The organism is Pectobacterium colocasium, assembly GCF_020181655.1.
In the GTDB taxonomy this organism is placed as follows: Bacteria; Pseudomonadota; Gammaproteobacteria; order Enterobacterales; family Enterobacteriaceae; genus Pectobacterium; species Pectobacterium colocasium.
Genome location: NZ_CP084032.1, coordinates 2043020 through 2058178, shown reverse-complemented (window position 1 = coordinate 2058178; position 15159 = coordinate 2043020). Strand labels below are relative to the sequence as shown.

At 48.9% G+C, this 15159-nt stretch carries 10 protein-coding genes; 6 read left to right on the top strand and 4 right to left on the bottom strand.

The genetic code is table 11. The features are described from left to right. Nucleotides 1-228: 228 nt before the first annotated feature. The 3 genes from LCF41_RS09315 to LCF41_RS09305 all read right to left on the bottom strand — a co-directional run bounded on the left by LCF41_RS09315 (nucleotide 229) and on the right by LCF41_RS09305 (nucleotide 2825). Nucleotides 229-888 carry a methionine ABC transporter permease gene (locus tag LCF41_RS09315; protein ID WP_180777004.1) on the bottom strand — a complete coding sequence of 220 codons (660 nt, stop codon included), beginning with the start codon at nucleotides 886-888 and terminating at the stop codon, nucleotides 229-231. Beyond that, nucleotides 881-1897 carry a methionine ABC transporter ATP-binding protein gene (locus LCF41_RS09310; protein ID WP_225087809.1) on the bottom strand — a complete coding sequence of 339 codons (1017 nt, stop codon included), beginning with the start codon at nucleotides 1895-1897 and terminating at the stop codon, nucleotides 881-883. The genes LCF41_RS09315 and LCF41_RS09310 overlap by 8 nt, the downstream gene beginning before the upstream one ends. A gap of 82 nt (nucleotides 1898-1979) precedes the next feature. Next, nucleotides 1980-2825 carry a MetQ/NlpA family ABC transporter substrate-binding protein gene (locus LCF41_RS09305; protein ID WP_225087808.1) on the bottom strand — a complete coding sequence of 282 codons (846 nt, stop codon included), beginning with the start codon at nucleotides 2823-2825 and terminating at the stop codon, nucleotides 1980-1982. Between the two features lie 144 nt (nucleotides 2826-2969). Here LCF41_RS09305 and LCF41_RS09300 point away from each other — a divergent pair, with 144 nt between their 5' ends. Further along, nucleotides 2970-3587: a glutathione S-transferase family protein gene (locus LCF41_RS09300; RefSeq protein ID WP_225087807.1), complete on the top strand. Its 618-nt coding sequence runs from the start codon at nucleotides 2970-2972 to the stop codon at nucleotides 3585-3587. A 31-nt stretch (nucleotides 3588-3618) separates the two neighbouring features. Here LCF41_RS09300 and LCF41_RS09295 read toward each other — a convergent pair whose 3' ends face one another. Further along, nucleotides 3619-4785: a PQQ-dependent sugar dehydrogenase gene (locus LCF41_RS09295; RefSeq protein WP_284144955.1), complete on the bottom strand. Its 1167-nt coding sequence runs from the start codon at nucleotides 4783-4785 to the stop codon at nucleotides 3619-3621. Nucleotides 4786-5584: 799 nt separating this feature from the next. Between LCF41_RS09295 and LCF41_RS09290 the strand changes: the two genes are divergently transcribed. The 5 genes from LCF41_RS09290 to rimO all read left to right on the top strand — a co-directional run bounded on the left by LCF41_RS09290 (nucleotide 5585) and on the right by rimO (nucleotide 15028). After that, nucleotides 5585-7417: a glycosyltransferase family 8 protein gene (locus tag LCF41_RS09290; protein ID WP_225087806.1), complete on the top strand. Its 1833-nt coding sequence runs from the start codon at nucleotides 5585-5587 to the stop codon at nucleotides 7415-7417. A 201-nt stretch (nucleotides 7418-7618) separates the two neighbouring features. Next, the gene (locus LCF41_RS09285; RefSeq protein ID WP_225087805.1) at nucleotides 7619-9466 is read left to right on the top strand and encodes a glycosyltransferase family 8 protein; all 1848 of its coding nucleotides are present in this window, start codon (nucleotides 7619-7621) and stop codon (nucleotides 9464-9466) included. A gap of 82 nt (nucleotides 9467-9548) precedes the next feature. Continuing rightward, nucleotides 9549-11357 carry a glycosyltransferase gene (locus LCF41_RS09280; protein ID WP_225087804.1) on the top strand — a complete coding sequence of 603 codons (1809 nt, stop codon included), beginning with the start codon at nucleotides 9549-9551 and terminating at the stop codon, nucleotides 11355-11357. A 141-nt stretch (nucleotides 11358-11498) separates the two neighbouring features. Then, the gene (locus LCF41_RS09275; protein WP_225087803.1) at nucleotides 11499-13331 is read left to right on the top strand and encodes an ABC transporter ATP-binding protein; all 1833 of its coding nucleotides are present in this window, start codon (nucleotides 11499-11501) and stop codon (nucleotides 13329-13331) included. Nucleotides 13332-13699: 368 nt separating this feature from the next. Continuing rightward, the gene (gene rimO, locus LCF41_RS09270; RefSeq protein WP_225087802.1) at nucleotides 13700-15028 is read left to right on the top strand and encodes a 30S ribosomal protein S12 methylthiotransferase RimO; all 1329 of its coding nucleotides are present in this window, start codon (nucleotides 13700-13702) and stop codon (nucleotides 15026-15028) included. The last annotated feature ends 131 nt before the right edge of the window (nucleotides 15029-15159 follow it).

Below are 15159 nucleotides of genomic sequence, written 5' to 3'. Positions count from 1 at the left end.
TTTGAAAACTTTAGTAACACATAAAGGTAACGCGTCATCTCTGGGATGAAAACCGTTCCTTCTGTAAAGATAGTCAAAGAAATGAAAGCGTCTCAAAAAATGCTGATAAAAAAAGGACTTAGGAAAAATAAGGAATATCTGAAAATGTAGGTATCAGGTAATCAGAGGACATAACGGATGGCACGAGGAACATGGCAATCCAACCCCGTGCCAGTGCATGGAAAACCCTTAACGGCGTTCGCGCTTATCTGCACGCTTTGACAGCCAGTCACCCAGCGTCTGTACCACCTGCACCAGAATAACCAGTGCAACCACGGTGATCACCATCACCTCGGTTTCATAGCGGTAATAGCCGAAGCGGATCGCCAGATCCCCCACGCCACCGCCACCGACAATACCCGCCATCGCCGAATAGCCGATGAGGCTCACCAGCGTAATCGTGAGGCCGCGCAATAATCCTGCTTTCGCTTCTGGCAGTAGCACCGTGCCAATAATACGCATCGGGCTGGCGCCAAATGCTTCGGCCGCCTCCACAATGCCGGGGTCAATTTCACGCAGTGCGCTATCCACCAGACGCGCATAGAATGCGATGGCTGCCACCGACATGGGCACCGCCGCTGCCACTGGGCCAATCGTATTCCCCAAGAGAAACTGCGTGAGCGGTAACAGCAAGACCAGCAGAATCACGAAGGGAATTGAGCGGATAATATTCACCAGCACGGTGCCAAACAGATAGACGGCACGATTTTGCCAGAACAGATTCCTGTCCGTGACATAAATCAGCAGCCCCAGCGGTAAACCGCCGATGACGGCAAGCAGCGTAGAAATTCCCACCATCTGGAACGTTTCACCGAACGCCGCGACCAGATCGATCCATAAATCAGCCATGCAGCACCTCCACGTTCGCCGTCCTTACCTGAATATGCTCCACCGCTTCCGTCACTTTTACGGGGTTGGATGGATGGGTCAATAGCGCCACGAGGATGCCTAGCGCACGATTGCCGATGTATTCGATCTTACCGTGCAGGATATTGACGGATACGCCAAAGCGCGTCGCGACATCCGACAGCACAGGTTGCTCCGCCGATTCGCCGACGAACAGAATCTTCAATAATGTGCCCTGCAAATCCTTCAGCAAGCGCGGCGGCAGCGCCAAATCGAGCGTGTGGGACACAAGTTGACGCGTGAACGCGTGTTGCGGCGTCGCGAAAATATCAAAAACATCGCCTTCTTCCACAACCCGACCGCCCGTCATCACCGCCACCCGATCGCAAACGGCCTTAATCACGCTCATTTCATGAGAAATCAGCACGATGGTGATGCCCAGTTTGTCGTTAATCTCTTTCAACAGCGCCAGAATGGCAGCGGAAGTTTCCAGATCGAGCGCCGACGTAGGCTCATCGCACAGCAAGACTTCGGGATCGTTGGCAATCGCTCGGGCAATGCCTACGCGCTGTTTCTGACCACCGCTGAGCTGTGCCGGATAAGACGATGCTTTATCTGCCAGCCCCACCAGATTCAGAATTTCCGGCACGCGCGTCGCGATATCCGCGTTGGATTTCCCGGCGGCTTTCAAGCTAAATGCCACGTTTTCCGCCACGGTACGCGTCTGCATCAGATTGAAATGCTGAAAGATCATGCCGATTTTTTGCCGCTGTTCCCGCAGAGGATGTCCTGACAGCTCGCTGATGAGCACGCCATTGACGCGCACACGGCCTGACGTCGGCCGCTGCAAGAGATTGATGGTTCGCAGCAGCGTACTTTTTCCCGCACCGCTGGTGCCAACAATGCCGTAAACTTCCCCGCGCTGGATGTGCAGCGACACATCGTCTACCGCGCGGTTTTCTGGCTGCTTCCCGTGAGAGAAGTCAACGCTTACCCCTTCTAACTGAATCATTATCCGCAAACTCCTGGCCTGAGCGGAAAAGAAGAAAGCCGGTCATAGACCGGCCAAATGGTATTCTGTGTAAGCCTGACGCTTACTGTGCGGGCGCTGGCGTTTTTGCCTGCATCCACTCAGGTTTCTGGAACTGGCTATACATCAACGCCGGATCGTTGATCACCGCGGCATAAGCGGGTGATTCCACAATCGCCTTAGTATCTTTAACAAAGGGTTTATCGAGATCGTCGGTGCGCACGGCAATAACGTTCTTCAGGTTCTCATCCAGCGTTTCAAGCTTAATGGCTGATGACAGTTTCAGACCGGACGCCAGCGCGAAATTACCGTTCACCAACGATGCCGTCACGCTATCCAGCGTGCGGGGCAGTTGCGCCGCTTCCATCGGTTTGAAGACCAACCCGCGCGGATTTTCAAGAATATCCTTCTCGGAAGCCTTCGTCGGATCGATGTCCGACTTAATCGTAATCAGACCCAGCGATTGCAGGAAACGCAGGCCACGCGCCAGATTGGTGGCGTCGTTAGAAAGCGTGACGACATCTCCTTTTTTCAGCTCATCCAGCGATTTGATTTTCTTCGAGTAGAAGCCCATGCTGGCTGTCGGAACGGTAATCAGCGGGGAAATTTTTAACCCTTTATCGGCGGCGAATTTTTCCAGATACAGCGTATGCTGGAAGAGGTTGGCATCAATACTACCGTTGGCCAGCGCCAGATTAGGCTGAACGTAATCGCTGAATTCACGCACGACGACCTTGTAGCCTTTTTTCACCAGCTCAGGTTTGATGGCAAGATTCACCATGTCGCCATACGGCCCTGGCGCCACGCCAAATGTGATCGTCTGAGGATCGCTGCTGGCCATTGCCAGTTGCATACCAGCAGCCAGCAATGTGATGCCCAACACGGCGCGAACAGAATGCGTCAATTTCATTGTGTAACTTTCCTGTCTGAATGTAACTTGCTGTCATTATTAAGAATGACAAGTTAAATCATAAAGACTAAAAAGGCATATCATTATTTCTCATCGGCTGTCGCGGATGACCGGGGCAAGCTTCACGAAGAAAGAGGGGCAGGTATGATAACGATTTGGGGTCGTGATAATTCGACCAACGTAAAGAAAGTCCTGTGGTGCGCGGAAGAATTGGCGCTGCCTTATCAGCATATTGCGGCGGGTGGGCAATTCGGCCTTAACCATGAAGCCGATTATCTGGCGATGAATCCGAATGGCCTCATCCCCTGTTTGCGGGACGGCGATCTGGTGCTGTGGGAGTCCAACACCATCGTTCGTTATCTGGCGGCGCAGTATGGTCAGGATTCGCTGTATCTCGCGGATCCCGGCAAACGCGCCAGTGCTGAAAAATGGATGGACTGGGCCAGCGCCCTCGCCGTTTCTTTCGGGCCAGTGTTCATCAATATGGTGCGCGTCGCGCCGGAAAAACGCGATATGGCGTTAGTACAAAAAGGCATCGCCGAATGCGAACGCCTGTTCGATATTGTCGATACCGTTCTGGCTAATCAGCCGTGGCTATCCGGCGAACAGTTTGGCGTTGGCGATATTCCGCTAGGCTGTATTGTTTACGGCTGGCTGAATATGCCGATTGATCAGCAGTCGCACCCGCATCTGGAACGCTGGTATCAGCAACTCACCGAGCGCCCGGCGTATCAGAAGCACGTCATGATTCCGCTGTCTTAAATGAAACAGGCACCGTAAGGTGCCTGATTTCTTACTCCAGTCCGACTTTCAGCAATTTGCCATTGTCGTGATCGGTCAGCAAATAGAGGTAACCGTCAGGCCCCAGCCTTACGTCGCGAATGCGTTCATCGCGGTTGCTCAGCAAGCGCTCTTGTGAAACGACTTTGTCGCCATCAAGCGTTAGACGAATCAGGTTCTTCTCTGCCAGTGCGCCGATAAAAACCGAATTTTTCCACTGCGGGAAACGATCGCTGTTGTAGAAAGCCATTCCGCTGATGCCCGGTGATTTTTCCCAATAGAAATCCGGGTTCGCCATCCCTGCAATCTCTTTTCCTTTCGCTTCTGGGATCTTCAATCCGGAATAGTTAATGCCGTGTGTCGCAATCGGCCAGCCGTAATTTTCGCCGGCTTTGGGGATATTGATTTCATCACCGCCTTTCGGGCCATGTTCATTTTCCCACAGTACGCCAGACCACGGATTAATCGCCAATCCCTGTGGGTTCCGGTGCCCATAGGACCAGATTTCCGGCCGCGCATTAGGGGTATTCACAAACGGGTTATCGGACGGCACCTTACCCTCGGCCGTCAGACGCACAATTTTGCCCTGTAATTTATCCAGATCCTGTGCGGTCGGGCGCTCATTGTTTTCACCCAGTGCGATAAACAGGTGACCTTGTCGATCAAACGCCAGCTTGCCGCCGAAGTGGTTACCCGTCGATAGCTTCGGTTCCTGACGGAAGAAGACCGTGAAGTTCTCCAACCGCTTATTGTCCTCGGAGAGTTTACCATAGCCGACTGCGGTTCCCGCTTTACCATCACTGCCCTCTTCAGCAAAACTCAGGTAGATGCGTCGATTCTGCGCAAAATCCGGCGATAGCGCGACCTCCAGCAGTCCACCCTGTGATTTAGCGAAGACCTTCGGTACACCCCCTATCGGCGCAGACAGCGCACTGCCCGCTTTCCATAAGCGTAGATTCCCGGCGCGTTCCGTAATCAGGATTCCCTGATCTTCCGGCAAGAATGCTAATGACCACGGGTGATCCAGCTTATCCTGCAATTCCGTCACCTTCGGTTCCGCCGCCAATAACGGGCTGGAAAACAGCAGCATCGCGCTAAGCAGCAACCAATGTGGCGCAGCAAGAAATCGTCGTAACAGGGAGGGTGAAACCGAATTGCGAGGCATCAGGCAATAGGACATAGCGTTGTCTCCATCCAACAAAAAGTCCTGTAAATTTAGGCGGCAGGTAATGTTTGTGCAAAAAAAAAGTTACGACAAGCCAGTGAGTGGAAACTTTTGACCTCATATCTACACGCTTCTATTTTTCTCTTTACCATCTTTCTAAAATTATAATTATTTAGAATCCAGCTCCTAATATTGTGTGAAATATAGAAACCATTTCTAATTCAATTAAAAACATGCCAATACTCATAAATGTGCATAAAATGCGGTTGTTGAAATTTTCATTTGCAACAAACATTAGCATAAGATACGATTCTTTTCATATTAAATAACTTCGCACATTGATGCTTCACTTCTCATCGTGCGACGCAAGTGCTGACGGGATGCCGTCCTCAGCGAGTGTAGTGCTATTATGAAAAGCTATTTAATATAAAAATAAATAAATCAAACTCACATAATCAAACATAAAAAAAACACAACAAGCCATTTATACAATGGTTATTCTTAAATTAAAAACAATAATAAAAAAACACACCATTATTAATAGCGTCAACAAAAGAAATAAAAAACCTCATCACCATACAACCCAACACATTAAAGATTAATTTAATAAAAAATCAATAACTTATAAATTACAATCAGCATAACTCAAGCATCACACGCAATGCTTAATGTTTTGACTGCTTGATCCAGAAAAATCTATTTTAACAAGCATTAAAAACACATCCATTAATAATGGTAAATAGTAAGTCGTTCATTAACTTGACGAGTCTGTGACGTACATCGCATCAAAATCCTAATAGCAAGGAGTGCATATATGGATCAAAAAGGCCAAGATTTACTTATTCCACACGATAGTTTATTACCACATACCCGAGAAAATATTAGAATAGAACCAGCTATTCACCCTGTAAAAGAATTTTATTCCATTACACAACCAATTCAGGATATTCACTCGGAAGTATTTAAAACATTGCTCAATAGACATGATGCAAAGGAAGTGATTGAAATAATACGGCAGAGAATGCCAGAACTGACTTTAGCTCATGTGTCAGCCCACTATTTACAACTCTGCCTGATGTACGGTGCCGATCATGGTGTGGCCAACCTGTTTCAAAAGATCAGAATGCGCTACAACCGAAGCACTCATCATAATCTTGTTAATGTCGCAACACGTTTGATTAACAACAGTTTCATGAACGAGGCTAATACGATTATTTTGCACTTATCAGAGTTCGCTAGTCGGCATCCAGCTCAACGTATTTTGCGCTTAAAATACCTGTTTGCCCTCGAAAAACTTGATGAGCTGAGCGAGATGTTTAAAGACATCCCATTAAGGGATTACCAAACCTCGGACGAACTGATTGCACTTCGAGTCAAATATGACTGTGTCATGGGGAACCCATCTGCTGGCCTGGAATGGTTAATCGCATTAGCACCTCTCGACACACTTCCTCCCCGCTTGCTCCAGTGGGCGGTGGACTGCATGACGACACTAGGACGGTACGAGGAGGCGGTCCCCTTACTGGAGGCGTGGTTTAGCCTTGATTTCTCTTATCGGAGAGATACCAAGCGCGTACTGCGGGTGGCAGAAAAAACGGGGGAAACACCCAGATTGGTGCTGGCTATCGAACGCCTCCATGGCTGGTTTACCTGCCCTGATTTGGTCCGCTTACGCACGACCCTGCTTCAGGCTTATTCCCCTACACACCCCGTTCAAATTAGCGGGATCTCTCCAACAGTCAACGGCCCGACATGCGAAGATGCCGCGCTACAGCCAACGAAGCCTCTCTCTGAATATGCCATATTTTTCTGTACTGACGCCGACTTTAGTCTCCCAGCCGTTGTGGCATTAACATCGCTGGCGATGTCGATAGGTGGTGCCAATAATCTCCCCGACATCTATATTTTTGTTCCGCCTGAAATTCGCCCGCTTTGGGAACGTATTGCCGAGCGATTCACTTCAGCATTTCCAATTATAACGCTACGAATTGTTTCGACCTTACAGATGGATCTGGATGAAGTCAGTGCGCAATTTGGTTTCTATAACGTTGGTGAGACGTTGAGCACAACCACCTACACGCGACTCTACGCGAGCCGCTATTTACACTATATCGGCGTGACCCGTGCGCTTTATCTCGACTCTGATATTGTGATCCTGCATTCGCCCTTATCCCTGCTCTATGAGGATATGCAGGGGTTCCCATTGGCTGCGCGTACTGACCGAAATACTCCGTTGATAAAGCGCGCTATCCGGCTACATCGGATCCCCAATGAACGTTATTTTAATGCTGGAGTGATACTGTTTGATCTGACACATCCCGCCATGCCCTCTACCATCAACACTGCAATTACGTATAGCAAACAAGGAAATAGCCCGTTACTTTTTCTCGATCAATGCGCGTTGAATAAAGCCATTTCAGGGCTTTATCTGGCACTGGATGAGCGCTACAACAGGTTCATACCACCAAGTAGCGCTACACAAGTGGTAGAGGACAACACCGTCATTATGCACTTCATTGAAACCCCTAAGCCCTGGCAAGCGGGCTACGCTGGCCAAGGACTCACGATATGGGGTGAATACCAACGTCACGCAATACGCATAATCGGCGATGAAATTTTTTGTTCTAGCCCGGTTTGTCCCTCATGAAAGGAGAGAACTTTTAATAAAAATAAACATTCAGGAACACCAGTGCGCTTCAAATATTCTATCGAGGCAATAGGTGAAATCCCATCGTGATTTCACCTGATTAACGATACAGGTAATACAACTGCGCGCGGATAGCGCTAGCCATCATTTCATGAGGCGGCTGTACCAATTCACGATATCCGCAAATTAAGGAGTGCAGAGATGGCGGCACAAGAAAAGGATTTTGTTTCCTCACATCATACCGGAGGGCCCGTTGTACCGCCCTTTGTTTCAGATCATTTACCTGCTAACCGAATGGCCGGGCCTACGGCTAGCAGTGCCATAACCGATGCCTATTTCGGTACTGAGATAGGCAGAATATTACTTAATCTGCACGACGCCAGCATCGCATTTGCTGCGCTGCAACAGAATAATACAGGTTTTTCTCAGGTTACGTTGACAACCGGTTACCTACAACTATGCCTCCGTTATGGTGCCGATCAAGGTGTCGCCCGCTTGCTAAAGAGCGTGCAAATGGCATACGTGCATAGCTGTTATCACGCGCTGATCGGTGTCGCAACTCGTCTCATCAATGCAGGTATGATGTCCGACGCCGAATCGGTCATTGCACACTTATGTAAGTTCACGGGGCAGACTGCAGAGATTAGGATTCTCCGTTTAAAATTCCTGTTTAAGGCTGCACAGTTCGACGAGTTGCACAAACAATTTGCCCGTATTCCGTTACGGGATTATCGGATCAATGCGGAACTTCTTATGCTGCGTGTTCGATACGAGTGTATTACAGGAAGACCCGATGCCGGGCTCACATGGCTGGACGAGTTCGGCCCTCGCAACACGCTACCTGTCGATCTCATGTGGTCAGCGGCACAATGTCTGAACGAACTCGGCAAATTTGAAGATGCCTTAGCTTTAATTGAGGTGTGGATCAGCCTCGATTTCTCTTTTAAGGATCACGCGGAACTGGTGCTGAATATCGCGTCAAAAAGCAGTGGCACCTTGAGGCTCGTGCGGGCTATCGAGGCATTACATGGCTGGTTCACTTCGCTCGACCTGTTACACCTGCGTACCGCATTACTCCAAACAATTGAAGCACGCCATTCTGCTCATGCAAAAGTGACTTCTGTTGATGAAAAGCAGAGCATCAGAGAGCTCGACTTCCCCTACGCCAACGGCATGATATCCATGACGACCCCAAGGCAAAGACACGCTATTTTCTTATGTGCTGATACCGCATATAACGTTCCAGCGCTGGTAGCGCTAACCTCGTTGGCAATGTCGATTGCACAGGCTAATCCTCCCCCCGACATTTATATGTTTGTTCTGCCTGAAACGCATGAAATCTGGAGCCAGATCGCACATTGTTTTGCCAAAAAATTTCCTCTGACAGTAAAAATTCTATCGACATTACAGATGGATCTCGATGAAAGCCGAGCGCACTACGGGTTTCAAAACTACGGAAAAATGCTGAGCATCACCGCGTACGCCCGGCTTTATGCAAGCCGCTATTTGCAAGGACTTGGTATTACACGCGCACTGTATTTAGACTCCGATGTTGTTATCCGCCGTTCACCACTTGGTTTGCTGCATATGGACATGGGAGGGTATCCCCTAGCAGCACGTACTGAACGTGCACACCCAAGAATCAGCCGCGCGATTAAGCTGCACGGTATTCCCAACGGCCGTTATTTTAACTCTGGTATTTTGCTGCTTGATTTCCAGCATCCGGCAACGCAATCAACGCTAAATACGGCCATCGCTTATAGCGAGCAACTCGACAACAAGCTGCTCTATCTAGATCAATGTGCGCTGAACAAAGCCATTCAGGGGCTGTATCTGGATTTGGATGAAAAATTTAACTGGTTCATTGTTCCTGACGATACTGCCCATCCTCAAGACAAGGATGCCGCGATCATGCATTTTATCAGTACGCCGAAACCCTGGGATCTTAACTACAGCGGGCGAGGATCAACACTTTGGGCCGACTACAAACATCATGCAATACAGGTGATCGGCGAGGGTATTTTTTACGCCATAAGCAAGGTGGCATGACGATGAGCAGATATTGACTGCCGCCAATGAATCATGTGTTTGGTATCGATTTTGGAAAACCAACAACGCAAGGAACGCAGATATGCCTAAACAAGATCGGAACTTAGTACTTTCAAACCATACACCGCAGCCAGAGAGACAATCAATGGTGGCAGCATCTTCTCTTGCCAATAGCACACTGCGTGGCGATATTCATGCTGAGATATTCAAAACACTTCTCAACCAGCATGATACTGACGAGGTGATGTTTGCACTACAGCAACAAATGCCGCTTTCATCAGGTATTCTGGCTACCCGTTATGTGGAAATCTGCCTGCAGTATGGTGCTGACAGTGGGGTAGCCAGGCTTTTTCAGCGCACACCCGTCGCCTACTCATCTAGTCACTACTACAGCCTTGTCGACACCACAAACCGCCTGCTCGATGCCGGACAATTAGAAGAAGCTAATGCCATCATTTCACATTTATCAGAGTTTGCTAGCCAGCATCCAAATACCCGCATGCTTCACTTAAAGTACCTACTTAAAGGCCGGCGTTTTGAGGAACTTCGCCAGCAGCTCGAGAGCATTCCCGCTCGAGATTATAAGATGTCGGAAGCACTCGTAGCGCTTCGTACCCGCTATGAGTGCACTATAGGCAATCCAGAAGCAGGGCTTGCATGGTTGGCCGACTTTGGCCCACTTGAAACGCTATCGGCTAACCTTATTCATTGCGCCATCCAGTGCTTGATCAGTTTAGCGCGTTACAACGATGTTATACCTTTGCTCGAAGCATGGTTTAACCTCGATTTTTCTTATCAGGAGGCCGCTAAGCGTATTTTGCTGGTTGCGACCCAGACTGGAGAAACCATCAGGCTGATACGCGCTATAGAGCAGTTACACGGCTGGTTTACCTCACCTGATCTGATCCGATTACGCATCGCGCTAATAACATTAGATGCTACACAACGACGCATTCAGCGTGAGGACGACAAGGGGGATGAAACCGAAAGCACAAGCTTGACTGCATACTATCCGCTTGGCGTTTCTCTCTCACCACCCCATCCCGTTTCTGAAAATGCCATTTTCTTCTGTGCCGATACGGCGTACACGGCTCCGGCTATCGTCGCCCTCATCTCGCTGGCAATCGCCATCGAGCGTAGCGAAAATTTACCTGACATCTATATTTTCGTGTTGCCGGAAGCACATGGTCTATGGGGACAACTCGCCAGCAGCTTCAACAGAGAATTTCCGTCTTTGACGCTACGGGTAGTCTCAACGTTGCAAATGCAACTTGATCAGAGCCGGGCACACTACGGGTTTAATTCCATGGGAGATATGCTGAGCACCATGGCATACGCTCGACTTTATGCCAGCCGTTATCTATCCCAATGTGGTGTAGCACGGGCCCTATATCTTGATTCCGATGTAGTTATCCAATCTTCACCGCTGCCACTGTTGTATATGGATATGGAAGAATTTCCGTTGGCTGCGTGCCATGACCAGATGGGCCCTCTGGTTGACCATGCAGTCACACTGCATGGTATCCCTAATGGCCGCTATTTTAACTCTGGCGTGATGCTATTGGATTTCCATCACCCAGCTACATTACCCGCAATAGAAGCTGCGATTGCCTACAGTGAAGACACAGATAGCGTCCTTATTTTTCAAGATCAGTGCGCATTGAACAAAGCGATTCGTGGTCTCTATCTGACGCTGGATGAAAAATATAACTGCTATATGCCTCCAGGTCGACCAATGAGCGCTATGTATGAAAACGCGGCTATCGTCCATTTTGTCAGCACGCCCAAGCCGTGGCACCTGGCCTATTTAGGTCAAGGGACGGCACTTTGGTCTCGTTTTTATGACCATGCCGTGCGAATTGTCGGAAAAGATATTTTTCTCTCCCTCTAGGCCCCAGCTCTAAGCACGGTCTACCAGATTGAGCATAAATATAAACATTCACGGGTTATCGCTAAATGCGGCTGAGTATGTTCTGGATGGAATAGTAGAACAGGCCGCTTTCTTCAGGGAAGAATATACAAGGGGTTAGATATGCTTTATCGTCGATTTGAGCAACTGATTACTATATTTCGCGATGCACCAGCAGATATACCACCAAATAGATTACGACCATTTTATTTTCACTATCTATATCAGGTATGGCCAAGCTTCACTGCGCTGTTAGTCGTAGGGGGGATTACTGCGCTCATTGACGTGGTTATACTCAGTTATTTAGGCCGTATCATCGATCTCATCCGCATTACCCCCAGTAACCACTTCTTCAGTGAACATGGTAATGAACTTCTCTGGATGGCTGCCCTTACGCTCATCATTCAGCCCTTCTTCCTTGGATTACGAAATTTACTCACTAATCAATCAATTAACCCTTGCATGACAAGCATGATTCGATGGCAGCACTACAATACCGTACTCAAGCAGAGCCTAAATTTCTTTCAAAGTGATTTTGCCGGACGTATCACACACCGCATTATGCAAACAGGGAATGCCTTACGTGACTCTGTTGTTCAGGCTGTATCGGCCATTTGGCATGTGCTGATTTATGTATTAAGTACGCTGTTCGTGCTTTCAGAAATGGACTGGCGTTTAATGGTAATACTTATTATCTGGGTGGTGCTATACATCAGCTGCCTGCGCTATTTCGTGCCACGGGTGAAAGCACGATCCATTGAATCAACAGAGGCTAACTCAAAACTCATTGGGCGTATCGTTGATGGCTATACCAACATTTTCACTTTGAAGTTGTTTTCTCACACCATGCTTGAAGCACGCTACGTTAGGGACGCTATAACAGAACATACGCATAAAATGCAGATGGCCAACCGTATACTCACCAGTATGGACCTGACAATCATCATGCTGAACAGTCTGCTGATCGTCGGTAGTATCGGTTTTGCGCTATGGCTCTGGACGCACTCGTTACTAAGCGCTGGCGCAATCGCAATAGTGACAAGTTTGGTAATTCGTATCACCAATATGTCAGGGTGGATCATGTGGGTGGTGAATAGCATCTTCGAAAGTCTTGGCATCGTACAAGAAGGCATGAAGACGATTTCTCAGCCGATCAGTATTACCGATAAATTAAATGCACCAGCCTTGAAGGTACAACATGGCGCCATCACTTTTGAGCAGGTTAGTTTTTGTTACAACACATCACATCACATCATTGAAGGATTAAATTTTTGCATCAGGCCAGGGGAAAAAATCGGTCTCGTCGGACCTTCTGGAGCAGGAAAGTCAACGTTGGTCGGATTGCTTCTTCGCCTTTATGACCTGCAAAGTGGAAGTATCCTCATCGATAACCAGAATATTGCCGACGTGACACAAGAAAGTTTGCGGGAGCAAATCGGGATGATTACACAAGATACCTCGCTGCTGCACCGCTCGATACGCGATAACCTGCTGTACGGTAAATACAACGCCACTGATAAAGAGTTGATGCAAGTGCTGAGGAATGCACAAGCAGATGAATTCATCATGCAAATCTCCGATTCTCAAGGCCGTTCAGGACTAGATGCACATGTAGGAGAACGAGGTATCAAATTATCGGGAGGCCAGCGTCAACGTATTGCCATCGCACGCGTTTTACTGAAAGACGCCCCTATTTTGATTATGGATGAGGCAACGTCAGCACTGGACTCGGAAGCCGAGGCCGCTATTCAGGATAATCTGGATATTTTAATGAAGGGAAAAACCGTTATCGCTATCGCCCACCGACTATCGACCATTGCCAAAATGGATCGTCTGGTGGTAATGCAACAGGGAAGAATTGTCGAAGTAGGAAACCATAGAGATTTATTGGCACAAGAGGGGGTATATGCCCGTTTGTGGCGGCATCAAACGGATGGGTTTGTCGGGATAAGCTAGATCTGGCGTAAAGCACAACCGGAAGGCATGGCCACTAACAGACATCGCTTCTACCATCCACACTTCCGACTACTAATCTTAATGATTCGCTACAATTTGGCCGGAAAACGGAGAAAGTGAGTCCTACCGTTCATGCTTATCACTTAAAGCCATTTTTAAGATAAATAGGGGAGAGGTTCTCAGGAACACCTCTCCCCGTGGTTTCGCTGAGCCTATCAATGCTTAAACGTGCGGTATTAGCCCCTACGTCCCGTGGATAAAAATACCCATTGTTATCACTTTCTCCCTCATCTTCTTATAGGCATTTGATGTTGACATCGGTACAATCGCTGCCCTAACGAACATAACTTTGACTATTTTTTATCCTTATGAGCAATATCGCCCCCCCACAACCACGTATCGGCTTTGTTTCCCTCGGCTGCCCGAAAAACCTCGTCGACTCCGAGAGGATTCTGACCGAACTGCGTACTGAAGGTTATCAGGTCGTCCCGCGCTATGACGACGCTGAACTGGTGATCGTCAATACCTGTGGTTTTATTGACAGCGCCGTACAAGAGTCGCTGGAAGCCATCGGCGAAGCGCTGAATGAGAACGGTAAAGTTATCGTCACAGGCTGTCTGGGTGCCAAAGAAAATCAAATACGCGAAGTGCATCCAAAAGTGCTGGAAATTACCGGCCCGCACAGCTACGAGCAGGTGCTGTCGCACGTGCATCAATATGTCCCTAAACCAACGCACAACCCGTTTACCAGCCTGGTTCCCGAGCAGGGCGTGAAACTCACGCCGCGCCATTACGCGTATCTGAAAATTTCAGAAGGCTGTAACCACCGCTGTACATTCTGCATCATCCCTTCCATGCGTGGCGATTTGGATAGCCGCCCGATCGGCTCGGTGCTGGATGAAGCGAAACGTCTGGTGGATGCCGGCGTAAAAGAGCTGCTGGTGATTTCTCAGGATACCTCGGCGTACGGCGCAGATGTGAAGCAGCGTACCGGATTCTGGAACGGGCAGCCGGTCAAGACCAGCATGGTCAGCCTGTGTGAGCAACTGGCGTCTCTCGGTGTGTGGGTGCGCCTGCACTATGTCTACCCTTACCCGCACGTAGACGATGTGATTCCATTAATGGCGGAAGGCAAAATCCTGCCTTATCTGGATATCCCGCTCCAGCACGCCAGCCCGAAAATTCTCAAACTGATGAAGCGCCCCGGCGCAGTAGAAAGAACGCTGGAGCGTATTAAGCGCTGGCGCGAAATCTGCCCAGATTTAACGCTGCGTTCTACCTTCATTGTCGGTTTCCCTGGCGAGACGGAAGAAGATTTCCAAATGCTGCTCGACTTCCTGAAAGAAGCCAAACTCGACCGCGTGGGCTGTTTTAAATTCAGCCCGGTCGAAGGCGCAGCCGCCAACGCATTGCCGGATCCGGTGCCGGAAGAGATCAAGGAAGAGCGCTATCATCGTTTCATGCAGCTTCAGCAGGCCATTTCTACCCAGCGTTTGCAGGATAAAATTGGCCGTGAAGTGCTGGTGTTGATCGATGAAATCGACGAAGAAGGCGCGATTGGCCGCAGCATGGCCGACGCTCCTGAAATCGACGGCGCGGTTTACCTGAACGGAGAAACTGGCGTGAAAGTCGGCGATATCGTTAAGGTCAAAGTCGAACACGCCGATGAATACGATCTGTGGGGTAGCCGGATTTAACACGCCCATCACGCTTCATGCCGATCGGTTAGGAGCGAGACCTGTATGCCCACCACGCCAGCTTTTCTGCCCGAAAGGCTGGCGTTTTACTTTCACGCCCTTTCACCTTACGCTGAAAATTCAATCAATAG

Coding starts and splice junctions, on each gene's coding strand:
- LCF41_RS09315 (WP_180777004.1), bottom strand. CDS start 888: ATGGCTGATTTATGGATCGATCTGGTCGCGGCGTTCGGTGAAACGTTC.
- LCF41_RS09310 (WP_225087809.1), bottom strand. CDS start 1,897: ATGATTCAGTTAGAAGGGGTAAGCGTTGACTTCTCTCACGGGAAGCAG.
- LCF41_RS09305 (WP_225087808.1), bottom strand. CDS start 2,825: ATGAAATTGACGCATTCTGTTCGCGCCGTGTTGGGCATCACATTGCTG.
- LCF41_RS09300 (WP_225087807.1), top strand. CDS start 2,970: ATGATAACGATTTGGGGTCGTGATAATTCGACCAACGTAAAGAAAGTC.
- LCF41_RS09295 (WP_284144955.1), bottom strand. CDS start 4,785: ATGTCCTATTGCCTGATGCCTCGCAATTCGGTTTCACCCTCCCTGTTA.
- LCF41_RS09290 (WP_225087806.1), top strand. CDS start 5,585: ATGGATCAAAAAGGCCAAGATTTACTTATTCCACACGATAGTTTATTA.
- LCF41_RS09285 (WP_225087805.1), top strand. CDS start 7,619: ATGGCGGCACAAGAAAAGGATTTTGTTTCCTCACATCATACCGGAGGG.
- LCF41_RS09280 (WP_225087804.1), top strand. CDS start 9,549: ATGCCTAAACAAGATCGGAACTTAGTACTTTCAAACCATACACCGCAG.
- LCF41_RS09275 (WP_225087803.1), top strand. CDS start 11,499: ATGCTTTATCGTCGATTTGAGCAACTGATTACTATATTTCGCGATGCA.
- rimO (WP_225087802.1), top strand. CDS start 13,700: ATGAGCAATATCGCCCCCCCACAACCACGTATCGGCTTTGTTTCCCTC.